The following is a 26,116-nucleotide window of genomic DNA, read 5'->3' as shown; positions in this document are numbered from 1 at the left end:
TATACATACAAAAGTCAAGAAATCTGAAATTTTATCCCGCATTTCTTTGACGAATGGAGTGAAACAGGTGTATAATAATTCTATAACAGCGGAACTTGATATTCAAATATTTATTGAGGTGAAAAAAATGACCAAGGTTCCTTATGAAGTATATACCGAGGAAGTAGATACTCTATCTGTACTTTCCCCGGATGGCAAAATCGTAAACAAAGATCTTCTGCCTGAATTGTCAGACGATCAGCTGAAAGAAATTATGTACCGTATGGTATTTACCCGTACTTGGGACGACCGCGCCGTGAATCTCGGCCGTCAAGGACGTCTCGGTTTCTATGCACCTGTATCCGGTCAAGAAGCAACAATGGTTGGTAGTGAGTTCGCGCTTGAGAAAGACGACTTCGTATGCCCAGGCTACCGCGATATGCCGCAAATCGTATGGCATGGACTTCCGCTTTATCAAGCTTTCTTGTATTCCCGTGGACATCAGCATGGCGGACAAATTCCAGAGGGCGTTAACGTATTAATGCCTCAGATTATCATTGGTGCTCAAATTCTGCACGCAATGGGTATTGCTATGGGTTATAAATTGAAAAAGCAGAAGCAAGTCGTTATCACGTACACCGGTGACGGCGGATCTTCGGAAGGCGACTTCTACGAAGGATTGAACTATGCAGGCGTGTATAAATTGCCTGTTATCTTCTTTGTGCAAAACAACGGCTACGCGATTACAACTCCGTTCTCCAAGCAGACGGCAGCATTGTCTATCGCTCATAAAGCAGTTGCAGCTGGTATCAAAGGCGTGAAGGTCGACGGTATGGACGTTCTGGCAGTCATCAAGGCGGTTCGCGATGCTGCAGAGCGTGGTCGCAACGGCGAAGGTGCAACTCTGATCGAAGCGGTAACTTACCGTTTCCGTCCGCATTCCCTGTCTGATGATGCTTCCAAATATCGTACGAAGGAAGAGGAAGGCGAGTGGAACGAGAAGGATCCAATCGCACGCCTTGCGAAATACCTTGAGCAAAAAGGTCTGTGGACTGAAGAAGATACAGCTCGCGTAAAAGACGAAGCGAAAGCGAAAGTCAACGAGCAAATCAAAAAAGCAGAACAAACGGAAAAAATGACAGTACCTGGTTTGATCGACAGCATGTTCGAACAAACACCTAAGCATCTTGAAGAGCAAAAAGCTGATTTTCAATAAAAATGACGGACCGATGATTGTCATAGGTTGATCCTGGGATAATCATCCGGTTTTGTCATGGGTGCAGCAGGTCTTTATATAACGTTTCGATATATATTTAGCCGCTTTAAGGCTTAACAATGGAAGTTTAGTCAACTGTATTTCTTAAGGAGGAAATGAAGCAATGGCACAAATGAACATGAAAGAAGCGATTCGCGACGCCATGCGCGTTGAATTGAGCCGTGACCCTAACGTTGTCATCTTCGGTGAAGACGTGGGTAATGTCGGCGGTGTTTTCCGTGTAACGGAAGGCCTTCAAAAAGAATTCGGAGAAGAGCGCGTATTCGATACGCCGCTGGCCGAGTCCGCTATCGGTGGTTTGGCAGTAGGTCTCGGTATCCAGGGCTTCCGCCCGATCGCTGAAATCCAATTCGTTGGATTTATCTTTGAAGCTCTTGACCAAATCGTAGTTCAAGCAGCGCGCATGCGTTACCGTTCCGGCGGACGTTACCATTCTCCGATCGTATTCCGTACGCCGTTTGGCGGCGGGGTTAAAGCGGCAGAACTGCATACCGACGCACTGGAAGGTTTCATCACGCAAACCCCGGGTATTAAAGTTGTAGTGCCTTCCAATCCTTATGATGCAAAAGGACTCATGATCGCGGCAATCCGCGACAATGACCCTGTATTCTTCATGGAGCACTTGAACCTGTATCATGCGTTCCGCGCTGAAGTTCCTGAAGGTGAATACACCGTAGAACTTGGAAAAGCTAATGTGGTTCGTGAAGGAACCGACGTGACGATTATCGCTTACGGTCTGATGGTTCACACAGCAACAAAAGCTGCTGATGAGCTTGAGAAGAACGGAATCAAGGCCGAAATCATCGATTTGCGAACCATCGCTCCAATCGATATCGATACCGTGCTTGCTTCGGTGAAGAAAACCAACCGTGCCATCGTGGTTCAAGAAGCGCAAAAATCCGCCGGCGTTGCCGCAGAAGTTATCGCTCAAATCAACGAGAGAGCGATCCTGCATCTGGAAGCTCCAGTACTGCGCGTAGCACCGCCAGACACCGTGTATCCTTTTGCACAAATCGAGGACACTTGGCTGCCTACTCCAGCGCGTATCGTTGAAACCGTAAATAAAGTATTGAATTTCTAATAGCAGCAATTTCTAGGGAGGTTTTTCAGTTGGCAAAATTTGAATATCGTTTTCCAGAGCTGGGTGAAGGTTTGCATGAAGGTGAAATCATCAAAATGCATATCAAGCCAGGCGACAAAGTAACAGACGACGACATCATCATGGAAGTACAGAACGACAAAGCGGTCGTGGAAGTTCCTTGTCCCGTGAACGGTACGGTTCAAGAAGTTTTTGCCAAGGACGGTCAAGTATGCCGTGTCGGTGAAGTGGTTGCTATCATCGATGCTGAAGGCGACATTCCTGAGCAAGAAGCTCCAGCTGAAGAGCAAGCCGCTCAAGAAGCCGACGCAGCTAAGGGCAGCGCGGATACAACTTCTTCCCCGGCTCAAGATGCTCCGGCTGACGCTAAGCAAGGCGGAAACGGTGAAGCGGCAGCGCCAGCAGCACCTAACCGTGAAGTTTTGGCTACACCTAGCGTGCGTAAATTCGCTCGTGAGCAAGGCGTAGACATCACACAAGTACAAGGCTCCGGCAATAACGGCAAAGTAACACGCGAAGACGTTGAAGGCTTCAAGAACGGCGGCGGCCAGGCAGCAGCGGCTCCTGCACAAGAAGCGTCTTCCGAAGCTAAAGCAGCTCCTGCAGCATCCGCAGCGGTGGATACTCGTGCAGAAGAAGAACGCGTACCATTCAAAGGAATCCGTAAAGCGATCTCGAATGCGATGGTTAAATCGGCATACACAGCTCCGCACGTTACGATCATGGACGAAGTTGACGTAACCGAGCTGGTAGCTTTCCGTACCCGCATGAAACCAATCGCAGAGAAAAAAGGCACAAAAGTTACGTATCTGCCATTCATCGTGAAAGCACTCGTTGCGGCTAGCCGTCAATTCCCTGCTTTGAACGCAATGATCGATGAAGAAGCGAACGAAATCGTGTACAAGAAGTACTACAACATCGGTATCGCTACAGATACAGACAACGGTCTGATTGTACCGGTGATCAAAGATGCAGATCGTAAGAGCATCTGGATGATCGCTGACAGCATCCGTGATCTGGCTGCTCGCGGCCGTGAAGGCAAACTGTCTCCTAACGAAATGAAGGGCAGCACAATTTCCATCACGAACATCGGATCTGCAGGCGGTATGTTCTTTACGCCGATCATCAACTTCCCAGAGGTTGCTATTCTTGGTACCGGCCGCATCAGCGAAAAAGCGGTTGTGAAGAACAGTGAAATTGTTGCGGCACCTGTAATGGCATTGTCCCTGAGCTTTGACCACCGTATCATCGATGGTGCTACAGCTCAACACTTTATGAACTATATTAAACAACTGCTCGCTAACCCTGAGCTGCTTGTTATGGAGGTGTAACTAATGGTAGTTGGAGATGCTTCTTTGGATATTGATACCCTAGTCATTGGTGCTGGTCCTGGTGGTTATGTGGCGGCGATTCGTGCCGCCCAACTGGGTCAAAAAGTTCTGATCGTTGATAAATCGGAGCTCGGCGGTGTTTGTTTGAACCGTGGTTGTATTCCTTCAAAAGCGCTGATCGCTGCTGCTCATCAGTTTGAATCAGCTAAGCATGCGGATGCATTCGGTATTTCTGTAGAGAATGTAAAAGTTGATTTTGCAAAAACACAGGAATTCAAAAACGGCGTTGTTAAGAAAATGACCAGCGGCGTATCCGGCTTGCTGAAAGGCAACAAAGTTGAAGTTTTCAACGGTGAGTGCATGTTCATCAACGAAAACGAAGCGCGTGTATTCAACGATCATGAATCTCCGCGTTACCGTTTCAAGAACTGCATCATTGCTACAGGTTCCCGTCCAATCGAACTGAAGCCTTTCCCATTCGGCGGACGCATCCTGTCTTCGACCGAAGCGCTGAACCTGCCAGAAGTACCGAAGAGTTTGATCGTTATCGGTGGTGGATACATCGGTGCCGAGCTTGGTCAAATGTACTCCAAATTTGGTTCGAAGGTTACCATCATCGAAGGTCTGGACAGCGTACTGGCTGGCTTCGACAAAGACATGACCAGCCTTGTTACGAAAAACATGAAGAAAACCGGTATCGAGATTATTACAGGTGCAAAAGCTGAAAGTGCTGAGCAGAATGATAAAGAAGTTACCGTGAAATACTCCGTGAACGGTGAAACGAAGGAAGTAACGGCAGACTACCTGTTGGTTACTGTCGGCCGTCGTCCGAATACGGATGGTGAGCTTGGTCTGGATCTGATCGGTATGGATCTTGACGAGCGCGGCTTTGTAAAAGTCGACCATCAAGGTCGCACCAGCATTCCTCATATCTTTGCTATCGGTGATATCGTATCCGGTCTGGCACTTGCTCATAAAGCATCTTACGAAGGTAAGGTTGCTGCTGAGGTGATCTCCGGAATGCCATCTGTTGTTGACTACAAATGTATTCCAGCTGTGGTGTTCACAGATCCGGAATGTTCCAGCGTAGGTTACACCGAAGCTCAAGCGAAGGAAAAAGGCCACAAAGTAAAAGCAGGCAAATTCCCTTACGCAGGCAACGGACGTTCTGTATCCCTGAACCATCCTGAAGGCTTTGTGAAGATCGTAGCCGAAGAAGGAACAGGACTTATCCTCGGTGCACAAATCGTAGGTTTGGAAGCTTCAAACCTGATCGCTGAGCTTGGTCTTGCCATTGAGATGGGTGCTACACTTGAAGATGTAGCTTTGACTATCCATGCGCATCCGACTTTGGGCGAAATCGTAATGGAAGCTGCGGAACTGGTTATGGGTCATCCGATCCACATCATTTCCCGTTAATTCTAGGACACTACCTTAGTCATTATATATTTGGCCAGGAGGCAGAGAACGCGCAGGCGGTTTCTGCCTCCTGTTTTTGTTTTTTTGCGGATGATCGAATGTATGGATTATCGTAAAATGCAGAGTTATTTTCTGCGTGTCATACATTCCACGATCATGGTAGACTGTTGATATGAGATTCTAGTGAGGTGACTAAAGATGAAACAATACTTGGAGCTGCTGCAGGACATACTGGATCATGGTGTAGAGAAGGGAGACCGCACGGGGACCGGGACGCTATCCGTATTTGGAAGACAGCTGCGTTTTGATCTTTCACAAGGGTTCCCGCTAATGACAACGAAGCGGATTCACCTTAAATCGGTTGTACACGAGCTTTTATGGTTCCTGAGCGGGGAAACAAACATTCGATATCTCAAAGAGAACGGCGTGCGGATATGGGACGAATGGGCGGATGAGAATGGCGATCTGGGTCCGGTCTACGGTTCGCAATGGCGGGCTTGGGAAACGCCGGATGGACAACATATCGACCAGATTGCAAACGTGATCGAGTCAATTAAGAATAACCCCGACTCCAGGCGGCATATCGTCAGCGCCTGGAATGTGGCGGAGATTGAGAACATGAAGCTGCCTCCATGCCATTTTGTGTTCCAATTCTACGTTGCGGGCGGGAAACTCTCCTGTATGCTGACCATGCGGTCTGTGGACAGTTTCCTGGGCCTCCCGTTCAACATTGCCAGTTACGCGCTGCTGACCCATATGGTTGCACAGCAATGCGGGTTAGAGCCTGGTGAATTCATTTGGTCCGGAGGGGACGTGCATATCTACTCCAACCATATGGAACAGGTGAAAACCCAACTTGAGCGTGAACCGTACGAGCTGCCGAAGCTGATTATTAAGCGCAAACCGGAGAGTATTTTTGACTATACATTTGACGATTTTGAATTTGAGGGCTATCAATATCATCCGACCATCAAGGCAACTGTAGCCGTGTAATTCCTTTGAATCTGTTGCATGACAATCTATCAGAGCAAGGAAGGAGATGATCTATCATGATATCCATGATATGGGCAATGGGCAAGGATCAGGTGATTGGCTTAAACGGAACAATGCCGTGGCGTTTGCCGCGGGACATGGCTTTTTTCAGGGAGAAAACCTTGAACAAAACGATTCTGATGGGGCGTAAAACCTGGGAATCTTTTGGCAGTAAACCGCTGCCGCACAGAACGAACATTGTGCTTACCAGGGACGAGAATTTTACGCTGTCGGAGGATCAAGGGATCGTTCTTCACGATATCGAGGATGCTACGGCTTATTCGAACAACGGAGAATTAATGGTGATTGGCGGAGCACAAATCTACGAGAAGATGCTGCCCAAGGCAGATCGTCTGTATTGCACGTTCATTGACGAGTCTTTTGAAGGGGATACATACTTCCCGGAGGTGGACTGGGATCAATGGCAGATTATTGAAGAAATCCCGGGTATTACAGATGAGAAAAATCCATACACTTACCGGTTTGTTATTTATGAGCGAAAACACAAGTAGTAATGAGCACCAATTGAAGGGATAGACTGCAGCTATCTATCTATGTTGTGAACCCTGGGATAGTAGGATAATACAAATGATCATGCATATAGTCCATTTAACAGGCGAAAAGCGAAATGCTACTATATTTCTAATGTTTATACACATTGCTGCTTAAATAGCCGCAAATAGTAGGGTTTTGGCACTGATAAAAATTTTTTTAGTTTAAATAAGAAAAAATAAATCAGGCTGAATGCTGTTTCTGTGGTTATCTGACGATAGATGTCGGATGATTTATGATATGATAAATTGTACATGGTAATCAGCATGGATAGAACGGATGGGGGTAAAGCAGTATGTCTACACCAACAGGATTTATGGAGTTTCAGCGCCAGCTACCGGTAGACCGGAGCCCGGCAGAACGAGTAAAAGACTGGGAAGAGTTTCATAAACATTTAGAAGAAGAAGAGCTCCAGACCCAGGGAGCACGCTGCATGGACTGCGGTACACCATACTGTCATACAGGGATCGATATGATCGGCGGCACATCCGGCTGCCCGATCCACAATCTGATTCCGGAATGGAACAATCTTGTTTATCGAGGCTTGTGGAGAGAGGCTCTCGAGCGTCTTCACAAAACAAATAACTTTCCTGAATTTACAGGACGCGTATGTCCTGCACCTTGCGAAGGTTCGTGTACAGTAGGCTTGATCGGGGAGCCGGTAACGATTAAATCCATTGAGCAAGAGATTATCGACAAGGGCTTTGAAGAAGGCTGGGTTGTCCCTGAGCCGCCTGAGAAGCGCACGGGACGCCGCGTTGCCGTTGTTGGTTCTGGTCCAGCGGGGCTGGCAGCAGCTGCCCAACTGAACAAAGCGGGCCACTCAGTGACTGTGTATGAGCGTGCAGACCGCATCGGCGGTTTGTTAACTTACGGAATTCCATCCATGAAGCTGGATAAGGGCGTTGTTCAGCGCCGCGTGGATCTGCTTGCGGCTGAAGGTGTGGAGTTCGTGGTCAATACCGAGATTGGCAAGGACATTGCGGCCAAGCAGCTTATGGAGGATTATGATGCTGTCGTACTGTGTGGCGGTGCAACAAAGCCGCGTGAATTCAACATTGAGGGCAGCGACCTTAAGGGCATCCATTACGCGATGGATTATCTGAATGGGACCATCAAGAGCCTGCTCGATTCAGGCCTTGAAGACGGTAACTACTTGTCGGCCAAAGACAAGGATGTCATCGTGATTGGCGGCGGTGACACGGGTTCTGACTGCGTCGCAACTGCTTTGCGTCATGGCTGCAGCAGTGTAACCCAGTTCGGTACGCATAAAAAAGCTCCGCTTCAGCGCGATCCGATTGCGAACCCGTGGCCGCAATTTCCGAATGTGTATACACTCGATTATGCTCATGAGGAAGCCAAAGCGTTGTTTGGCAGCGATCCACGCGAATTTTCCATTATGACCACGAAATTTGTTGGTGATGAAGAAGGCAATCTGAAAGAACTTCACACTGTGCAGATCGAGCGTATCGTGGATGAAACCGGACGAAAAGTATATCAACCGATTCCGGGCACGGAAAAGGCTTTCCCGGCACAAATGGCGTTCATTGCTATCGGGTTCGACGGACCGGAGCAGACGCTTGTAGAACAGCTGGGACTTGAAACGGATCGCCGTTCCAACGTGAAAGCCCCTTATGGCAAATATACAACCAATGTGGACAAAGTATTTGCTGCCGGCGATATGCGCCGCGGACAAAGCCTGGTCGTATGGGCGATCAATGAAGGCCGTGAAGTCGCACGCGAGGTAGACAAATATTTGATGGGTGCTACGGTTCTGGTTTAAACCCTCTCCTAAATATGCTATCATAAATAGTAGTTAAAGGGACTTCGCGAGAGCGAAGTCCTTTTTGGAGTTAGCCACTGCGCACGGGGCAACTCGGTCGGGGAGGAGAATGTCATTTGAAAACGTTGGTCATTGCCGAAAAGCCGGATATGGGACGGAACATTGCTGCGGTAATCGAGCCGCGAGCGAAGAATAACCGTACATATCTTGAAGGAGAGCAGTATATCATAACTTGGGCTATCGGACATCTGGTAGGGCTTGCTGAGCCGGATGCATATGATCCGAAGTATAAACGCTGGAATTTACGGGATCTGCCGATCATTCCGGAGCAGTTCAAAATCATCCCGAATCCGAAAACCAAGGACCAATTGAAGGTCATTGGCGAGGTAGCCAAGCGCTGCAGCCATATCGTAAATGCTTGTGATGCGGGACGGGAAGGACAGTATATTTTCGCCTTGATCCAGCAGCAATTAAAGCTCAGACAACCCGTAAAAAGATTATGGATATCGGATTTAACAGCGGAGAGCATTGCCAAAGGTTTTGCGGAGCTGAAGGACGGGGTGGAATTCGAGTATTTGACCCAAGCCGCACGCGCACGCAGTGAAGCGGATTGGCTGATCGGCATGAATGCGTCACGCGCCTTTACAACGCGTCATCAGACATTACTGTCCGTAGGGCGGGTGCAGACGCCGGTTCTTGCTCTTATCTATGATCGGCAGAAGGAGATTGAAGCCTTCGAATCGCAAACCTTTTACGATGTGTTGGCGGTGTTTAAGCAAGAGAAGCTGGAGTATACCGGGACATGGCAGGGAGAACGGTTGACCTCCCAGGAGAAAGCGGACACGATCGCTGCCAAGGTGAACGGTAAGAACGGTGTCATTGCGAAATATGAAGTGAAGGAAACCAAGGAATATCCATTCAAAATGTATGATTTGACACTTCTCCAGCGCGATGCCAATGCCAAGTACGGATACTCTGCCAAAAAAACGCTGGATCTTGCACAAGCGCTATATGAACGCCATAAGGTGATCTCGTACCCGCGTACCAACTCCAACTATGTCAATGAACAGAACATTGAAGGGATGCACAAGGCGCTTCATATGTTAAAATCGACCCCCTATGCCTCCATGGCGGAAGGGGCCGAGCCGAGCCGTGTTAATATCAACAACAAAGCCGTATGCAATCCGCAGCGGGTAGAGGATCACCATGCCATCCTCCCGACATTGAAGCGTCCGGGCACGCTGAGCAAGGAGGAGCAGCATATTTATGATCTGGTCATCATCCGTTTTCTGTCGCATTTTTACCCACCGGCGAAGTACAAGCAGCATACGGTGCTTACCGAGGTTGAGGGAGAGACGTTTAAGACCGGAATTAAGGAGCTGCTGTCCCTCGGCTGGAAGGTGCTGATAACCCGGGATAAAGAGCAGAAGAAGGCCAAGCCTTCCTCTAAGAAGGGAAAAGAGGACGAGGAAGAGGAGACCCAGGAGTGGAACGATCGCTCATTCGACCTGGTTCCCGATCATCCCGTTCACTGTAAAAAGTCCGAAGTGAAAGAAAAGGCGACCCAGCCGCCGAAGAGTTACACGGAAGGGACTTTGCTGAAGGCGATGGAAAGCGCCGGAAAGTCCATTGAGGATGAAGCACTTCGGGATGCCATGAAGGACAGCGGGCTTGGAACGCCGGCAACCCGGGCAGCAACGATCGAGCGTTTGAAAAAGGTTGGATATATTACGATGCAGGGCAAGAAAATCACCGTAACCCAAAAAGGAAGAACGGCGGTTGAGCTGATCCGGCATGCAGGTGTAGAATTGCTGGCTTCACCCGAGATGACAGGCCAATGGGAGCGGCGTCTAAACCAAATATCCAAGGGTGAGGCTTCGGCAGACGTGTTCATGCAAAATGTGCAGAAGTTTACCATTTCCATCATAAACAAGGTATCCTCGCAGCGTCCTGCACCTTCGTCCTTATTCGGTGGAGATGAGGACAAGGCGAAGGGCAGAGGGAAGCGGAGCACGGGGAAAGCGGATGCCGCGGCTCGCGCCCGCGAAGAGCGTCCCGCGAAGAGTGCTCCCAAATCTAAGACAGCAACCGATGCGTCGTCCGTGCGATCACCGTTAGGGCGCTGTCCTAGACCCGGGTGTGACGGGCAGATTATTGAAGGACGCAAGGGTTATGGCTGCGCGAACTTCAAGACCGGCTGCAGTTATGTGATCTGGAAGGAATTTGCGGGCAAGAATGTTACGCATGCGATGCTGAAATCCTTGCTGCTTCAAGGCAAAACCCAGGTATTATCTTTTAAAAATGATGATGGCAGCACGTATAAGGGCAGGATTGTGCTGGCTGCCGACGGTAATGGAAAGCTATCCGTACAGGCAGAGGATACAAGCGCGTCCGTGAAGTAAGGGTTGTCATGTAGAGTAAAGCAAAAAACCGGGCCAATTCAGGATGCTGTCCTGAGCGGCTCGGTTTTATTTGGTTTAATTTAAATGCTCCTGAATGACTTCAGGCACCTCGGTTAAGGCGGAAACGGTGTACAGCACATTATGGGGTTCTTGTTTCAGCTCCACCAGATTATACTGCCACTCTCGCTGCTGCTTGATATAAATGCTATTAATACCAGCCGTTAGAGCCGGCACCACATCCGTGCGAAGCGAGTTGCCGATCATCCACGTGTCGGAGCGGTCGAATGTTCCCAGGCTCAGGATTTCTTCCAGGGCCGTAATATTTTTATGCTGACGGATATAGATACGATCATTAAAATACTCCGCTAGTTTCATTTGTTCGATTTTACGTGTCTGAATTTTGGATTCTCCACCGGTGTACAGGTACAATTGATGTCCTTCATCTCGAAGCTCCTCCAATGTCTCAATCATGCCGGGATAAGCCTCAATTTCCTGATCATACACACTTAGACCTAATTTGAAGAGCAGCTCCTCTTCTTTTGGAGATCTTCCTCTTCCGTGAACCTTGCTAAAATAATGATACGTAGCGATCAGGGATTTGGGGAAGTTAACGCTTGCGAATCCCATCTTATCCACGCCGGCTACGTCGATTTCCATCTGTTTGGTACGGATATCCTGAGTAGTTACACCATACTGCTGGAACCATTCGGTCATCCACTCGAAATAATCACCCAGGATCAGATCGAAATATTTGTTGCAGTGAATCAAGGTGTCATCCATGTCGAAAATAATATGCTGTGATGTTTGGCTCATGGTACGCTCCTTCTTGCTATGAAAGTCGAATGTAGGTCTCCAGGAACATCTGCAGTTCGGATGCTCCATCCGGTCGCAGGCTGAATCTTTCGTTATTTTCGGATTTCAGATGGGAGCGCAGCAAACCTGCCGCCCTCAATATCATTAAATGATGCATCAGATCTTCATAAGGCTGCCCCAGTTCAGTTGCCATTTCGGATACGGCCTTCGGCTCGTCCGCAATATATCGCAGGAGACGGAGACGTTCCGGATCCGCAAGCGCCTCTGTCATGCGCAGGAGCACAACGGGGGGTTCATCTTCCTCTTCCTCCGGGATATCGATCGGATATTGGAGCAGGAGTACATTTTCATAGAAGCAATAGGTATTGATCGGGCGAAAATGAGTTCCAGGGAACAAGACCACATGTTCCTGCCGCACATCGTCCAGGATAACGCCGCTTGAGGCGTATTCGATCAGGTTCTCGTCGTCCATTTTGGGAAGAAGCATCCGTTTTTCCTCGGCATCTTCCTCCAGCAAATGATACAAATCCCGTTCCACATTGGAAAAATAATGCTCATACCAGAGTTTCATGAGTGGTGTGTAGTCTGCTCGGATTCTAGAGATTTCATCCAGTGACAGGGACGGCAAATGCGGCTGCAGCAGACCATGGAGTTCCTCCACAGGGGATGATTCAATCCATTCAAGAAAATCCGGAATCTCCTCATGTTCTCCCCTAAGCATGATCAGGGCATATAATACGTCATAATCGGCCAGCGGCCATAAACGGGCTCCACTGAACTGGACGCGCACCTGCTGAGGCAAACGTTCGTCCATCTCGGTAATAAGCTGCTTTCCGATATCCAGGTTATCGGTCCATTTTCTTGTTGCATATATCATGAAGCTGCCCAGCAGCTCGTACACCATGGATACATCAATACTAACTTTGTACTTCATTACACAGATACCCTCCCAATTGATGGCATTGTTCTTATTATGGCTTGTATCGATTGGGCTTGTCCACTATAATGTTCATCTGACTGTTTAAATTCATCGTTTTTTCACATTAGAGGAGGACTATATTGCAGTGGCAGAAGTTGTAAACCCCCGTCAAGGGAGAACTCATTATTTTATATTAATTGCCGTCGTGGTTGCGGCGGGCTTAAGCCAGGGACTGTTACTGCCGGTACTGGCTATATTTTTGGAACGGATGGGCATCTCCTCATCCATGAACGGATTGAATGCAGCCGCACTATACGTTGGATCCTTTGCGATGACGCTGGTGGCCGAGAGGGTTCTCGGGTGGGTCGGCTTCAAAAAGCTGATTGTGTCCGGGCTCGTTCTGGTCATGCTGTCGCTTGTCGCATTTCCATTAATACCGAGTGTGGCCGTCTGGTTTGTGCTCCGGGTGCTTGTCGGTATTGGCGACAGTGCCCTTCATTATGCCGCACAGCTCTGGGTGCTCATGATGTCAACGGCCAAAAACCGGGGGCGGAGCATATCCTTCTACGGCATGTCGTACGGACTGGGATTTAGTATTGGGCCGCTGGGCATTCCTCTATTAAAATATGGCGAAGCGGTACCGTTTCTGATCCTGGCGGTACTGTTCTTGTTCATTCTGTTGGTTGTGCTCTTTAAGCTCCCGAATCTGAAGCCGGAAAAAAGCGAAAACGGGGAACAGCAGCCTGGAGGCCGGTATCTCAAAAGCTACCGCTTGGCCTGGTTTGCATTAATCCCTGCTTTTCTGTACGGGTACATGGAAGCGGGGATTAACAGCAACTTCCCTGTATATGGATTAAGAAGCGGATTCACTTTAGGCGAGATCTCGGCTCTGCTGCCTTTTGTCGGGATCGGCGGACTCCTGCTGCAGCTTCCGCTCGGAATATGGAGCGACAAATTCGGACGGAAACGGGTGCTGACCATCGCCGGGATCGTGGGCGGGTGCTGTTTCTTGCTCATACCGGTGGCAGGAACGAATTTCTGGGCAATATTAGTATTGTTAACTCTGGCGGGAGGATTGGTCGGATCGTTCTTCTCGCTTGGGCTGGCTTATGCTGCCGATATACTTCCCCGAGTGCTGCTGCCGGCAGCAAACGTGGTGGCTTCCTTTCACTTTAATGCGGGCAGCATAGCAGGTCCTAATGCCGGCGGGGCGATTATGGAAACCGGATGGAACGGAGGCATATTTGTTCTGCTCGGAGGCTTGTATATTTTGTTTGCGTGTACGGGTTTATGGTTTAAAGTCAAATCTGTATCTCCACAGAAATAGAAACGTGTGTTCTCATGGCAATTGCTTTCGCTTTCTTCTAAACTAGAGAGTAGGAATATGCACTTGACGGGAGAGACGATAACATGATTAAAGTGGATCGCCTGAAGAAAACGATGGGCCCTGAACGCACACCGGTGTTAAAGGATATTACTTTTCAGATGGAACACGGGGAAATGATCGGTCTGATCGGTGCAAGCGGAAGCGGAAAAAGTCTGATGATGAGCTGCCTCTCCATGCAGCAAAAATGGGATGGCGGCAAGTTAACCATCGATGGCGAAGATATGATGAATCCTGCTGGAAAACGGAGGATTCGCCGGGAATGGGCTTATCTTGAGCAGAACCCGGCCTTAAATGTAAATCGTACCGCACTTAAGAACGTATTGATCGGGCAATCCAGCCAAACGCCGATGTGGCGAATGGTTACGGGGATGGTTCGATCTGATGATTATATGGGGGCCATGGATACAATCGAGCATCTTGGTTTATTGGACAAGGCTAAGCGCAAGGCAGGCGAGCTCAGCGGCGGCGAGAAGCAGCGAATTGCCATTGCACGGGCACTGGTCCACGGGGCCAAGGTTATATTGGCCGACGAACCGGTGACGGGGCTCGATCCGGCCTCGGCCGAACACGTGTTGAAGACCCTTAAAACATTGTGTGAAGAAGAACGTTTAACGGTATTTACCGTTATCCCCCTGGAGCTTGCCGAGAAATATTGCACCCGCATCATGGGTCTTGCGGGCGGGCAGCTTGCAGTGGATGTAACCGGGAGACGTTTAACGCATGGTGAGAAGTCAAGACTGTAATTATCGTTCGCCATATATCTAGGTGAATGTATAGAAATGAGTTGATACTTATTGAAATATAGAGTGATGCAAGCCCTCTTATCGGGCTTGTTACTATTGATCATAAGCGGCTGCACGTTCATTCAGGACCCAGTCTCCTTAATGAAGAAACCGGATTTGCCGACGGATAAAGCGACACTGAATGGTGCCATCCAGTCTGCACTTCAGAAGCTTAAGCTGGACAACGGAGCCATTATTCGGCCGCGAAGTGACGTGGACAGCAGTTCGATCCGAATCCATGACCTGGACAATGATGGCATTCTGGAAGCGGTTGTCTTCTATCAGACGCCGGATGAAGAAGTGAAGATCCATGGCATGATCATGCAGCAGCAGGGTGATACATGGGTGAAGAAGCTGGATTTTGACGGGGAAGGGACGGTTCTGGAATCGTTTGATTTCGTTGATTTCACGAATGACGGCAAGGTTGATATCGTAGCTGGTTTCTCCCGCGGCGAAGAGAATCTCCAAAACTTGCTGACCGTGTATTCATTCTCCGGGGATTCGCTGGAAAAAGTGCCTGCCTTGCCGTACACGCACTTTAATATTGGTGATATGAATGGTGACAAGGTCAAGGATATCACGGTTGTCTATCTCCAGCAGAAGGAGTTATCGTATATCAGCACCTATCAGTATGATAAGTTTGAAGATGCCTTTGTAGAGCTTAACAAGCTGGATCTTGGGCCAAATATTGAAAGTTATTACAATGTTGTCGCAGGTAAAGTGGCCAAAAACAAAGAAGGTATCATCCTGGACGCTTCCGTTGTATCCAACTCCTCGTATTCCAAAATCATCATTATGGAAGATAGCAAGTTTATTGACGTGCTTCAGGACGAACTGCTTACCTACAAGGAACTGCCTGTAGAGAGCGAAGACGTGAATGATGACGGGATTTTGGAGTTTGGTGTTCTTACGAGACCAAGCGGCTGGGAGGATCGGCTTATCGTGGATGAGATCCCGTTCTTTACCACCTACTTCCAGTGGGACGGGGAAATTCGAGAGAGCGGCGAACGGGAAGGCCTGCAATTTGTACTTCAAAGATACTATGACATGGATAATCGCTTTTATCTGGACTTTCCGCCGGACATGTACCAGAAGATTACCATCACACCGGAATCCAACAAAAATGCTTATTTGAATTTTGTCTTGACGGACACGGGCGAATCGGTCGCTGAGATTAAATTCTTCACGATGGCCCAGTGGGGCAAAGCAGAATCTGATTGGGAGATTTTGGTGAAAGAGAAGAACCGCGTGATCGCTTACCGGAGTCACGGAGATTTGAAGCTGAGTAAAAAAGATAAAAAGCCAAGCAGCAATAATGTGGCTCCTATCGAAAGAAAGGGGAACTAGACCTTGAGTAAAGTGCTTATATTAGAGGATGAAGAATCAATCCGCAGTTTTATTGTAATCAATCTCAAACGAAACGGCTTTGACGTTCTGGAGACAGGAGACGGCAATGAAGCCCTTCGTATGCTGCAAACGACGCCAGATATCGATATCGCCTTGCTCGATGTGATGGTTCCGGGAATTGACGGTTTTGAAGTGTGCCGCAGAATTCGGGAAACGAACGAGCGAATCGGCATTATTTTCCTGACAGCGAAAGTCCAGGAGCAGGATAAGGTATATGCTCTTTCAGTCGGAGCCGATGATCATGTCAGCAAACCGTTTAGTCCGACAGAGTTAATTGCGCGGCTGCAATCTCTCCTCCGACGGGTGAATGTTCAGCGTGCGGGAACCGCTAAGGTATCCTTTCAATCAGGTCCATTCACGCTGGATCTGATCTCCAAGCAGTTTAAGAAGAACGGGCAGCCAGTGGAGCTGACGCCGACCGAATTCTCGCTGGTGCAGTTCTTCCTGGAGAAAGAAAACACGCCGCTTAGCCGTGATGTACTGCTGGATCATGTATGGGGCAAAGAATATATGGGTGATCCCAAAATCGTGGACGTGAACATTCGGAGACTGCGCCAAAAAATCGAAGGCAATCCTTCCGAGCCGGAATACCTCCAGACGGTATGGGGTCATGGCTATAAATGGAAGGGTCAGGGACAATGATCATCAAAAAAGGCATTCGGCGGCAAATCGTGCTTCACTACTTTCTCGTAGTGTTCATTGCGTTGCTGCTGATTGAGGTTATTTTTCTTATCGCAGTACGAACGTATTATTACGATACGGTATACAACCATATGACAAACCATATTCACACCGCCAACGAATTTTATCAGCCCTTTCGATTGACCTCGGCGGATAATGTTAATCAATTGAGCGAGATGCTCCGTCATTTTGAATTGTATAATACGGAGCTTCAAATATTGAATCCTGCGGGGCAAGTCCTCACCACCTCGACCGGTTTCGATTTGGAGCAGACGATCAAAACCAGTGATGTCACTCAAGCGCTTGCCGGCAATACGAGCCGCTGGATCGGCAAGCAGCAGGGTACCGGTCAGATCGTCATGGCCGTATCCCAAACGGTTTCGAACGGTTTTGAGAACACCTATGTGCTTCGTTACGTGACATCGCTTGAGTACATTAACGATAAACTGATGAAAATGACGCTGTTTGCGATCAGCATCGGAGCGGCCGTGCTTGCCATTGTCCTGGCATTCAGCATTGGGCTGGCTAACTCCATTGTGAAGCCGCTCAACAATATCACAACGGTATCCGCCCAGATGGCCAAGGGCAAGTTTAACGTGCGGATCAAGGGCGATTATAAATATGAGCTTGGCGAGTTATCCTCCACCTTGAACTATATGGCTCAGGAGATTGTGCGAAGCAATCAGGTAAAGGATGACTTTATCTCATCGATATCGCATGAGCTGCGCACACCGCTCACCAGCATCAAGGGCTGGAGCGAAACGCTTGACTCCGGCGGTTACGATCCTGAAGAAACAAAAATCGGAATGCAGATTATCACCAAGGAAACCGATCGGTTGATTGGCCTCGTAGAGGAGTTGCTCGACTTCTCGAAGCTGCAGCAAAATGAGATGAAACTTGTGAAGGGGATCGTGAACTTACGCGAGCTTCTGCAGGAGATCATGCTCAATCTGTGGACCAAAGCCGAGAAGAAGGGCATCCAGATCAAATTGGTGTCCGACGAAAAACCGATCATCTACGGGGATGCCAACCGCTTAAAACAGGTGTTTCTCAATATCGTGGACAATGCGGTCAAGTTCTCGCATGAGAACGGTGCGATCAATTTATCCTTCACCATAGAGGAAAAATTCGTAATTGTCACCGTCAAGGATCATGGTATTGGCATATCGGATGAGCATCTTAGACGGGTCAAAGACCGATTCTTCCAGGTAAACCCATTGAATGGCGGAACAGGACTTGGACTCGCCATAACCCAGCAGCTCATAGAGCTTCATGGGGGAGCGATGGAGATGGAGAGTGAGCTTGGACAAGGAACCTCCGTGATCGTCAAACTTCCGCTGCCGGAAGGGAAAATTCCCATGGCTGGTGGTTTGGAGAACGGCGAGGACGATCTGGCCGGACCGAGCGCTTAAGCTTTGCCGGGTGACCGGCAAAGCTTTTTTTAGAAGGGAGCGTGCAGGAGAGTGGGATATAAGGCGTTAGCAACGTTTTCAACCGGGAGGGGTCGCTTTGAGCTGGGACTCGCAGAGGAAGAGAATGCAGGGGAGATGCTGCTTCTGCTCAAGGAGGCAGCCGAAGTGATGGAGCAGGAAGGACGGAGGCAGTGGAGCCCATCGCTCTTTTCCCTGGAATTGATGCAGCAGTACTTGGCAGAGCGAGAGGTGTTTATTCTGTGGCATGAAGGGGAAGCTGCTGGCATGTTCACCCTTCAGTACGGAGATGCTGCGTATTGGGGTGATCGGGACGATCCGGGTTTCGGGTATCTGCATCGGCTAACCGTACGCTCCTCCTACCGGGGACTTGAGCTCGGAGCGAAGATGATCTCGTTTGCGGAGGCGTATTTGTTATCAAAGGGCAGACGGGGCTTCCGACTGGATTGCGTTTCGCATCTGCCTACACTGAATCAATTTTATCAGCGTCAGGGATTTCAATTCGTGGCCGAGCAGGATATGGGCGGTCGGTTCGTGAATTTATATGAGAAGACTTTTGGTTAATCTCAACCAGCTAACTATATAAAATCTGTAAGTCGCACGCGCTTAAGAAAAAGTCAGCAGGGCAACATACATGAGAAAAAGCGATCCGTCTTACGGGATCGCTTTTTTTATAAAGGAGGAAGGGGGAGATTATCACTGCTGACCCCATTTCCATGGTATGAGGGAAGGCTAGGATGAAGAAACGTTGGCACGCATACGACCTTTTTCATACACATCCTGAAGCAGACGGGACGGCTGGGTACGTACGGTTGGTTTCGGTAGCACCGTCTCATACGGTCCCACCACAACCACGTTGCCGGGAGCGCCTTTTACAACGGCTCCATCCTTGATGATGGCTCCTTCGCCGATGATGGCATGCTCAACATGGACTCCTTTGCCAATCTTGGCATTGGGCATCACCACGCTGTCCTTCACGATGGAATATTTACCGATCTCTGCACCGCAGAATACAACAGAGCTCTTGGCTTTTCCTTCAAAGGTGCATTGGTCGTGAATGAGGCAATCCGTATGCTCCGCATTACGGGTACGAGCTGCGGTAAGTTTGGTTTTCCAAGCACGGGTGTACATCGGCCAATCGGCTCTCTCAAGCACAAGCTCATTTTGGCTGAGCACATCCATATGTGCCTCCCATAAGCTCTCTACGGTGCCAACGTCACGCCAGTAGCCTTGGAAACGGAACGCCAGCAATGGCTCCTCTCCGGACAGCATTTTAGGGATCACATCCTTCCCGAAGTCATGGCTGGAGTTCGGGTCGGCTGCGTCCTCCATTAGATGCTGCTTCAGGTAGTCCCATCGGAACAAATAAATGCCCATGGATGCAAGATTGCTTTCCGGTTTTGCCGGTTTTTCAGCAAATTCAATGATATTCAGGTTATCGTCAACACTCATAACACCAAAACGGCTGGCGTCTTCCCAAGGAACTTCCATGACAGAAATTGTCGCAGGTGCACCTTGTTTCATATGAGCATCGAGCATTTCCCGATAATCCATCTGATAAATGTGGTCACCAGACAGTATGAGCACATGCTCCGGATTTTGTTCATCGATGTAAGGAATGTTTTTATAAATGGCATCTGCTGTTCCTAAGTAGCCTTCTTGATCTATGTTGTTTGACGGAAGCAGCGCAATACCTTCGTGTTCTGTATGTGTTAGTCCCCAGGGTTCACCTTCGCCGATATGTTCGTGTAATGATTCTGCCTCGTATTGTGTAAGTACTCCAACGGTATCGATTCCAGAGTTCACACAATTGCTGAGAGGAAAATCGATTATACGGTAGTGTCCGCCGAATGGAACAGCGGGTTTTGCCAGCTTGGACGTAAGGGGGGCTAATCTTTTACCCTCTCCTCCGGCCAGAAGCATAGCAATACAGTCTTTTCTCTTCATCACGTTTCCCTCCCAATGTATTTTCACGTTGTACATTACATAAACGACATTCCCGGGGTTTGAAACGATTATATTGAAAAAGTATTTTGAAAATTACAAATTTATTGATGGGTTACATTTTTTATTTTCAACATGGTAAGAATGGGGTAATAACATTAATAATAATGGATTTTTAAGAAAAAGCAGGTGACGACAATTGAATCAAGCAGTTAGGGAAGGAAACATGACTCCGGAACAAGTGTATTTATTTCATGAAGGAACCTGGTTTCACAGTTATCAATGTATGGGCGCACACGTTGCCGTAGAAGATGGGCAAGAGGGCGTGCGTTTTACGGTATGGGCTCCCCACGCAAGGCAGGTTGGTCTTGCGGGAGCGTGGAACGGCTGGGATGGCACCCATGACACGTTATATAGGATACCCGATTCAGGAATTTGGAGTCGGTTTTTCCCCGGTATGCAGACTGGAACTTTTTACAAATACCAGATTACTGGATCATTCGGTGAAACGTTCCTAAAGGCGGATCCCTATGCGTTTCATGCGGAGCTACGGCCTGCTACTGCATCGGTAGTTACGGATCTGTCTGGATATCAGTGGAACGATGCCCTGTGGAAAAAGAAGAATACATCACCTTACAGCAAGCCGATGAACATATATGAAATGCATTTTGGAACCTGGCGGCAAAAGGAGGACGGCTCCTTCTTTACATACCGTGAAATGGCGGATCTGCTTATTCCTTATTTGCTGGATATGCGTTATACCCACGTGGAATTTATGCCGCTGGCCGAACATCCCTACGACCTCTCATGGGGGTATCAGGGAACCGGGTTTTATGCTCTGACTAGCAGATACGGCAGTCCCCATGATTTCATGTACCTGGTAGACCAGCTGCATCAAGCCGGTATCGGCGTGCTGCTGGACTGGGTGCCCGCGCATTTTGCCAAGGATGCCCACGGACTTCGCCAGTTTGACGGGTCACCGCTATATGAATACGGCGATGCGCAAAAAGCGGAGAAACCGGGCTGGGGAACGCTGTCTTTCGATTATGCCAAGCCTGAGGTGATTTCATTCCTCATCTCCAATGCTTTATTTTGGATGGATATGTATCATATTGATGGACTTCGTGTTGATGCGGTTACAAGCATGATCCGCCTTGATTTTGAGAAGTCCGAGGGTCAGTTCAGCCCTAATGAACGGGGGGGCTTGGAAAATCTTGAAGCGATATCCTTTCTGCAGAAATTGAATAAAGCGGTGTTTAGCTATTATCCCCATGCCTTGATGATGGCAGAGGAATCCAGCGCATGGCCAGGGGTAACCGCCCCTGTGCACGAAGGCGGACTGGGGTTCAATTACAAATGGAATATGGGCTGGATGAATGACACACTGTCCTACGTGGAGCAGGAGTATGTGTTGCGGCCTACCCAACATAATTTACTAACATTTCCCATTTGTTATGCCTATTCGGAAAATTTTACATTGCCGCTTTCTCACGACGAGGTTGTCCATGGCAAAAAATCGCTGCTCAATAAAATGCCTGGCAGTTATGAACAGAAGTTTGCCGGATTACGCATTTTACTTGGTTATCAGATGACGCAGCCTGGCAAGAAATTGTTGTTCATGGGCGGGGAATTCGGTCAGTTCATCGAATGGAAGGATGAGGAGCAGCTCGATTGGCTGCTGCTGGATTATGAAAGCCACCGCCAACAGCAGGCTTTTACGGCAGCGCTAAACGCTATGTATGTGGACGAAAGGGCGCTGTGGGAACAGGATCATGTCATGGATGGCTTCCAGTGGCTTTGTGCCAATGATAACAACCAGAGTGTTATAGCGTACATGAGGAAAGGGACCAAGCCCGGAGATACGCTGATCATCGTCATTAACTTTCAGCCCCGAGCATATGACAAATATCGGATCGGTTTGCCAAGAGCCGGGCAATACGTGGAAATACTGAATTCAGATCATACCGATTACGGAGGCGCCGGACTGCTGAACGACGGCGATATGAAAGCGGAGAAGCAAGCCTGGCACGAGCAAAACCATAGCTTGGAGATCAAGCTGCCTCCATTAAGCATGGTCGTTTTAAAGAAAAAACCGCCGCGTTCGAGGAAAACGAAAGATTCGGAGCAAGAACAGCTGAAGGCGGCAGCAGCAAAAGAGAAGACCGTTCGCAAAACCAAACGGAGCCAAAGGGGGAAGCAGGATTGAAATTGTTATTTGCGGCATCAGAATGTGGACCATACATCAAGACAGGCGGATTGGCGGACGTCATCGCTGCATTACCCAAATCACTTCGTGGCATGGGCGAGGATATTCGGGTTGTGCTGCCGAAATATCGCGGCATCCCTGCGGAGTATCGGGAACGCATGCTGTTTGTTGGAGAAACCCGGGTCCGGGTAGGCTGGCGTGAGCAATATTGCGGTATCGAGTCCTTGGTTGAGGACGGTGTAACGATTTATTTTGTTGATAACGAGTATTATTTTGGCCGTGACGGTATTTACGGTTATATGGATGATGGCGAGCGTTTCTCCTTCTTTAACCGTGCGGTGCTCGAGATACTGCCGATCATCGATTTCCAGCCGGACGTGCTTCATTGCCACGATTGGCATACCGCGATGGTTCCACTGCTCCTTGAGGATGTCTATCGTCATAATCCTTTCTACGCAGGGATTCGAACGGTATTCACGATCCATAATCTCCTGTATCAGGGCGTTTACCCGTATGAGGTATTGGTTGATCTGCTGGGAATCCACAGCCGTTATTTCAAGGCGGATGGCGTAGAGTATTACGGCAACGTGAATTTCATGAAAGCTGGCATTGTCTACGCAGATCATGTCACGACGGTGAGTCCGACTTATGCTTCCGAGATTCAAACCGGTTATTATGGATATGGACTCGACGGGCTCTTGTCAGTACAAGGTTCAAGGCTGAGCGGCATTGTAAACGGGATTGATACCAAGAGCTACAATCCGGCAACCGATCCGCATCTGGCCGTGAAGTACCGGAGTGGACTGAACAAGAAAACACAGAACAAAATAGCACTGCAGGAAGAATTGAATCTGCCGGTGGCACCACACATCCCGTTAATGTCGATGGTAACCCGTCTGGTTGATTCCAAGGGACTCGATCTCGTAATCCGCATTCTGGATGAGCTGCTGTATTACGATGAGATTCAATTTGTTGTCCTGGGAACGGGAGATCCTTCCTATGAGCATTGGTTCCGGGAAGCGGCGAATCGGTATTCGAACAAAATGTCAGCCCAAATCAGGTTCAATGAACCATTATCCAGGCGATTTTACGCAGGCAGCGACCTGTTTCTGATGCCATCGAAATTTGAACCATGCGGGATCAGCCAACTGATTGCCATGCGTTACGGCAGCGTGCCGATCGTGCGTGAAACGGGTGGCTTGAATGATACTGTGCATGCCTATAACGAATACACCGGTGAAGGAAACGGGTTCTCTTTCAAGGATTACAATGCGCATGACATGATGAACACGATTCGCAGGGCGACATCGATATACCGCATGCCGGAACACTGGCGCAAAGTGAGCAAGAACGCATTAAGCGGGGATTACAGCTGGAGCGTATCGGCGAAGGAGTATCAAGAGATATACCATCAAATTTTCAGCCGATAGGACAAGGCATTGATAAAGGGGTACCTGGATAGCTTGAGATTTCCGCTATCCAGGTACCCCTTTGTGACAACTGGGTATACGTTTTGTGAGGTGGCACATTCTACAGCTCAGCGAGGTTGATCGCCATTTACAACAACAGATTATGGTTTGAGGCGACGGCACAGTATACGGTACCCGTAAGGCTCCAAGTCAACATGCATGATTCCGTTTACCGGCTTTACGGATTCTTCGGTTTGCGCATCAAACCAATCGGTAGTGACGATGGGGTGGGACAAGGTACGATAGGAGTCACTGTTGTTCATCCAGACGATAAAATGCAATTGATCATCTGCACGTTCGTATACGATGCATGGGTCATGAAGATTGGCTTGGAGGAAGCGAAAACGACCCTGCCTGAGAGCTTTGTGCTTTTTTCGTAGTGCAATCATGCTGCGATAAAATTCATACAGCTCAAGGTTTTGTTTTTCGGGATTCCATTCCATGCATTTGCGGCAATCGGGATCTCCATCTCCGGTTAATCCGACTTCATCGCCATAAAAAATACAGGGAGTTCCCATGAAAGTGAACAGGAATACAACGGTGAGTTTCATGCGCCGGGTATCTCCTCCCACGCGCGTGAGCAGCCTAGGAGTATCATGGCTGCACAGCAGATTGAAGACCACTTCATTGGTCTGCTGGGGGTAACGCATCAGAATGGATCCGATACGGTTAGCAAAAGTGAGCCCATCCATATTGCCATTGAAGAATTCGAGCACTTTATCAGCAAAAGGATAATTCATCACCGAATCGAACTGGTCACCGGCCAGCCAGATTAAGGAGTCTGACCATACCTCTCCCACGATATAAGCTTCAGGATTGGCCTTCTTGACGACTTGTCTGAAGTCTCTCCAGAAATGATGGTCAATTTCGTTGGCGACATCAAGGCGCCAACCGTCCAGCTTGATCTCCTTGATCCAGTATTCGGCTACGCCCAGCAAGTATTCCTTAACCTCTGGATGGGCGGTATTGAATTTAGGCATATTTCCATAGAAGCCGAAGGTATCATAGGTCGGGATGCCATCTTTTACCTCGCAGGGAAATTGATTGACATGAAACCATTCGGCATATGGAGAGTCCTTGCCATGCTTCAGCACATCCTGAAAAGGCGGGAACTCTTCACTGCAATGATTGAATACCGCATCAAGATTGACTCGAATTCCTTTGCTGTGGCAAGTATCCACAACCTTCTTCAGCAGTTCATTATCGCCGAATTGCGGATCCACCTGTTTATAATCGACCGTGTCGTATTTATGATTGGAGGGGGAGAGGAAGAGGGGGGTAAAATAAATCGCATTAATGCCCAGCTCAACCAGATCATCCAGATGATCCAGCACACCTTGCAGGTCGCCGCCGAAGAAATTATCCACTTCCGGCTTGCCGCCCCATACTTCTGTTCCGACAGGGTTGATGGCCGGGTTCCCGTTGGCAAAGCGCTCTGTCATAATTTGATAAAACACAGCTTCTTTAGCCCACTCCGGGACTTTGAACACATCAACCTCATGTATGTACGGGAATTCGAAGTAACCCGCAGGCGGGTAAGGGTAATCCCATCCGATCCCGCTATCCACCATATAAACCGTCTCATCTCCGGCATGGATCCGGAATCCGTAAGATAATCTTTTGTATTTTGGCCTGACTCCGCACTCCCAGTAATCAAACATCTCATCAGAGGCAGCCTTTTCCATGGTGATCTCGAAGTACGTACGGTCCCAGTCATATTTGTCGCCGGTCATAGCAACAACGGAATCAATGTCATTCTTCTTGGTTCGAATCCTGAGATGAATGGTATAGGTATCATATGCATAAGCCCATTTATCTCTTGGAACATGATACAGTGCTTCTAACAGCATGGGTACACCTCCTATATGAGTATAGCTATAGCTAATTAATAACCAGCCGCAAGCTTGCATGAATCATGGAAGCAGAGACAGACAGAGAGTTGACGGCAGGAGATGATAATCGGGCACAGGATCTATACGTATTATAAGATGGGATGTGAACGGTTGGATTATGCAATATTCATTTGAGTGCCAGTTGCATAAGGAGTGAATCCGAAGACCTATTTCTATATATAGGTGCAGCGAGATAAAATATGGATCAGAGGGTATGCACATGGATGTTCTCTGGGTAGTTATGGAAGTTCATCACATTTCATGAGTGGACCTTTCATATAATTAAAGTTATTCACACATACAACGAATACGA

The 26,116-nt window shown here is 48.6% G+C and carries 20 protein-coding genes; 16 read left to right on the top strand and 4 right to left on the bottom strand.

The window, feature by feature from the left end:
* The first annotated feature begins 127 nt into the window (after positions 1–127).
* The 8 genes from pdhA (at position 128) to B9D94_RS16950 (ending at position 10,873) form a co-directional block, all read left to right on the top strand.
* The gene (gene pdhA, locus B9D94_RS16985; protein ID WP_036638211.1) at positions 128–1,195 is read left to right on the top strand and encodes a pyruvate dehydrogenase (acetyl-transferring) E1 component subunit alpha; all 1,068 of its coding nucleotides are present in this window, start codon (positions 128–130) and stop codon (positions 1,193–1,195) included.
* A gap of 163 nt (positions 1,196–1,358) precedes the next feature.
* The gene (locus B9D94_RS16980; RefSeq protein ID WP_006209702.1) at positions 1,359–2,336 is read left to right on the top strand and encodes an alpha-ketoacid dehydrogenase subunit beta; all 978 of its coding nucleotides are present in this window, start codon (positions 1,359–1,361) and stop codon (positions 2,334–2,336) included.
* A gap of 29 nt (positions 2,337–2,365) precedes the next feature.
* Complete coding sequence (locus B9D94_RS16975; protein ID WP_148247565.1) at positions 2,366–3,685, top strand: dihydrolipoamide acetyltransferase family protein; 1,320 nt, start codon at positions 2,366–2,368, stop codon at positions 3,683–3,685.
* A 3-nt stretch (positions 3,686–3,688) separates the two neighbouring features.
* A complete protein-coding gene (gene lpdA, locus B9D94_RS16970) occupies positions 3,689–5,104 on the top strand; it encodes a dihydrolipoyl dehydrogenase (RefSeq protein ID WP_006209704.1) in 1,416 nt (471 codons plus the stop codon).
* Between the two features lie 198 nt (positions 5,105–5,302).
* Positions 5,303–6,097, top strand: a complete 795-nt coding sequence (gene thyA / locus B9D94_RS16965) for a thymidylate synthase (RefSeq protein WP_006209705.1) — start codon at positions 5,303–5,305, stop codon at positions 6,095–6,097.
* Positions 6,098–6,153: 56 nt separating this feature from the next.
* A complete protein-coding gene (locus B9D94_RS16960) occupies positions 6,154–6,648 on the top strand; it encodes a dihydrofolate reductase (protein ID WP_006209706.1) in 495 nt (164 codons plus the stop codon).
* A gap of 335 nt (positions 6,649–6,983) precedes the next feature.
* Positions 6,984–8,471 carry a glutamate synthase subunit beta gene (locus B9D94_RS16955; protein WP_006209707.1) on the top strand — a complete coding sequence of 496 codons (1,488 nt, stop codon included), beginning with the start codon at positions 6,984–6,986 and terminating at the stop codon, positions 8,469–8,471.
* Positions 8,472–8,587: 116 nt separating this feature from the next.
* Positions 8,588–10,873, top strand: coding sequence for a type IA DNA topoisomerase (locus tag B9D94_RS16950; protein ID WP_148247564.1), 2,286 nt, complete (start codon positions 8,588–8,590; stop codon positions 10,871–10,873).
* Between the two features lie 75 nt (positions 10,874–10,948).
* Here the strand turns inward: B9D94_RS16950 and B9D94_RS16945 are convergent, their stop codons facing one another.
* Both B9D94_RS16945 and B9D94_RS16940 read right to left on the bottom strand, forming a co-directional pair.
* Entirely contained in the window at positions 10,949–11,686 is a 738-nt protein-coding gene (locus B9D94_RS16945; protein ID WP_006209709.1) for an HAD family hydrolase, read from the bottom strand.
* A gap of 16 nt (positions 11,687–11,702) precedes the next feature.
* Positions 11,703–12,620 (bottom strand): ArsR/SmtB family transcription factor, encoded by a 918-nt coding sequence (locus B9D94_RS16940; RefSeq protein ID WP_006209712.1) that lies wholly within the window; start codon positions 12,618–12,620, stop codon positions 11,703–11,705.
* Positions 12,621–12,750: 130 nt separating this feature from the next.
* On the opposite strand from B9D94_RS16940, the gene B9D94_RS16935 reads away from it, so the two are divergent.
* The 6 genes from B9D94_RS16935 (at position 12,751) to B9D94_RS16910 (ending at position 18,856) form a co-directional block, all read left to right on the top strand.
* Positions 12,751–13,932 (top strand): MFS transporter, encoded by a 1,182-nt coding sequence (locus tag B9D94_RS16935; RefSeq protein WP_148247563.1) that lies wholly within the window; start codon positions 12,751–12,753, stop codon positions 13,930–13,932.
* Between the two features lie 83 nt (positions 13,933–14,015).
* Positions 14,016–14,735: a phosphonate ABC transporter ATP-binding protein gene (locus B9D94_RS16930; RefSeq protein WP_036638066.1), complete on the top strand. Its 720-nt coding sequence runs from the start codon at positions 14,016–14,018 to the stop codon at positions 14,733–14,735.
* A 141-nt stretch (positions 14,736–14,876) separates the two neighbouring features.
* Positions 14,877–16,121, top strand: a complete 1,245-nt coding sequence (locus tag B9D94_RS16925) for a VCBS repeat-containing protein (RefSeq protein WP_006209716.1) — start codon at positions 14,877–14,879, stop codon at positions 16,119–16,121.
* Between the two features lie 3 nt (positions 16,122–16,124).
* Positions 16,125–16,823 carry a response regulator transcription factor gene (locus tag B9D94_RS16920; RefSeq protein WP_036638069.1) on the top strand — a complete coding sequence of 233 codons (699 nt, stop codon included), beginning with the start codon at positions 16,125–16,127 and terminating at the stop codon, positions 16,821–16,823.
* Complete coding sequence (locus tag B9D94_RS16915; protein WP_006209718.1) at positions 16,820–18,274, top strand: sensor histidine kinase; 1,455 nt, start codon at positions 16,820–16,822, stop codon at positions 18,272–18,274. Before B9D94_RS16920 ends, B9D94_RS16915 begins: the two co-directional genes overlap by 4 nt.
* A gap of 51 nt (positions 18,275–18,325) precedes the next feature.
* Entirely contained in the window at positions 18,326–18,856 is a 531-nt protein-coding gene (locus B9D94_RS16910; protein WP_006209719.1) for a GNAT family N-acetyltransferase, read from the top strand.
* A gap of 168 nt (positions 18,857–19,024) precedes the next feature.
* On the opposite strand, the gene B9D94_RS16905 is transcribed toward B9D94_RS16910, so the two are convergent.
* Positions 19,025–20,239, bottom strand: coding sequence for a glucose-1-phosphate adenylyltransferase (locus tag B9D94_RS16905; RefSeq protein WP_148247562.1), 1,215 nt, complete (start codon positions 20,237–20,239; stop codon positions 19,025–19,027).
* 223 nt (positions 20,240–20,462) lie between these two features.
* Between B9D94_RS16905 and glgB the strand changes: the two genes are divergently transcribed.
* Together glgB and glgA are read left to right on the top strand one after the other, a co-directional pair.
* A complete protein-coding gene (gene glgB / locus B9D94_RS16900) occupies positions 20,463–22,442 on the top strand; it encodes a 1,4-alpha-glucan branching protein GlgB (protein ID WP_148248811.1) in 1,980 nt (659 codons plus the stop codon).
* A complete protein-coding gene (glgA, locus tag B9D94_RS16895) occupies positions 22,439–23,872 on the top strand; it encodes a glycogen synthase GlgA (RefSeq protein ID WP_148247561.1) in 1,434 nt (477 codons plus the stop codon). The genes glgB and glgA overlap by 4 nt, the downstream gene beginning before the upstream one ends.
* Before the next feature lie 140 nt (positions 23,873–24,012).
* On the opposite strand, the gene B9D94_RS16890 is transcribed toward glgA, so the two are convergent.
* The gene (locus tag B9D94_RS16890) at positions 24,013–25,761 is read right to left on the bottom strand and encodes an alpha-glycosidase (RefSeq protein ID WP_148247560.1); all 1,749 of its coding nucleotides are present in this window, start codon (positions 25,759–25,761) and stop codon (positions 24,013–24,015) included.
* Positions 25,762–26,116: the final 355 nt, after the last annotated feature.

Origin of the sequence: Paenibacillus sp. Cedars (assembly GCF_003184205.1) — a bacterium.
In the GTDB taxonomy this organism is placed as follows: Bacteria; Bacillota; Bacilli; order Paenibacillales; family Paenibacillaceae; genus Paenibacillus_AQ; species Paenibacillus_AQ glucanolyticus.
Note: the sequence above shows the minus strand (reverse complement) of the source record. Positions and strands in the feature narration are given on the sequence as shown.

Bases quoted from the DNA above. Each gene is read 5' to 3' on its own strand.
- pdhA (WP_036638211.1), top strand. From the start codon at position 128: ATGACCAAGGTTCCTTATGAAGTATATACCGAGGAAGTAGATACTCTA.
- B9D94_RS16980 (WP_006209702.1), top strand. From the start codon at position 1,359: ATGGCACAAATGAACATGAAAGAAGCGATTCGCGACGCCATGCGCGTT.
- lpdA (WP_006209704.1), top strand. From the start codon at position 3,689: ATGGTAGTTGGAGATGCTTCTTTGGATATTGATACCCTAGTCATTGGT.
- thyA (WP_006209705.1), top strand. From the start codon at position 5,303: ATGAAACAATACTTGGAGCTGCTGCAGGACATACTGGATCATGGTGTA.
- B9D94_RS16960 (WP_006209706.1), top strand. From the start codon at position 6,154: ATGATATCCATGATATGGGCAATGGGCAAGGATCAGGTGATTGGCTTA.
- B9D94_RS16955 (WP_006209707.1), top strand. From the start codon at position 6,984: ATGTCTACACCAACAGGATTTATGGAGTTTCAGCGCCAGCTACCGGTA.
- B9D94_RS16945 (WP_006209709.1), bottom strand. From the start codon at position 11,686: ATGAGCCAAACATCACAGCATATTATTTTCGACATGGATGACACCTTG.
- B9D94_RS16940 (WP_006209712.1), bottom strand. From the start codon at position 12,620: ATGAAGTACAAAGTTAGTATTGATGTATCCATGGTGTACGAGCTGCTG.
- B9D94_RS16930 (WP_036638066.1), top strand. From the start codon at position 14,016: ATGATTAAAGTGGATCGCCTGAAGAAAACGATGGGCCCTGAACGCACA.
- B9D94_RS16925 (WP_006209716.1), top strand. From the start codon at position 14,877: ATGAAGAAACCGGATTTGCCGACGGATAAAGCGACACTGAATGGTGCC.
- B9D94_RS16915 (WP_006209718.1), top strand. From the start codon at position 16,820: ATGATCATCAAAAAAGGCATTCGGCGGCAAATCGTGCTTCACTACTTT.
- B9D94_RS16905 (WP_148247562.1), bottom strand. From the start codon at position 20,239: ATGAAGAGAAAAGACTGTATTGCTATGCTTCTGGCCGGAGGAGAGGGT.
- glgB (WP_148248811.1), top strand. From the start codon at position 20,463: ATGACTCCGGAACAAGTGTATTTATTTCATGAAGGAACCTGGTTTCAC.
- B9D94_RS16890 (WP_148247560.1), bottom strand. From the start codon at position 25,761: ATGCTGTTAGAAGCACTGTATCATGTTCCAAGAGATAAATGGGCTTAT.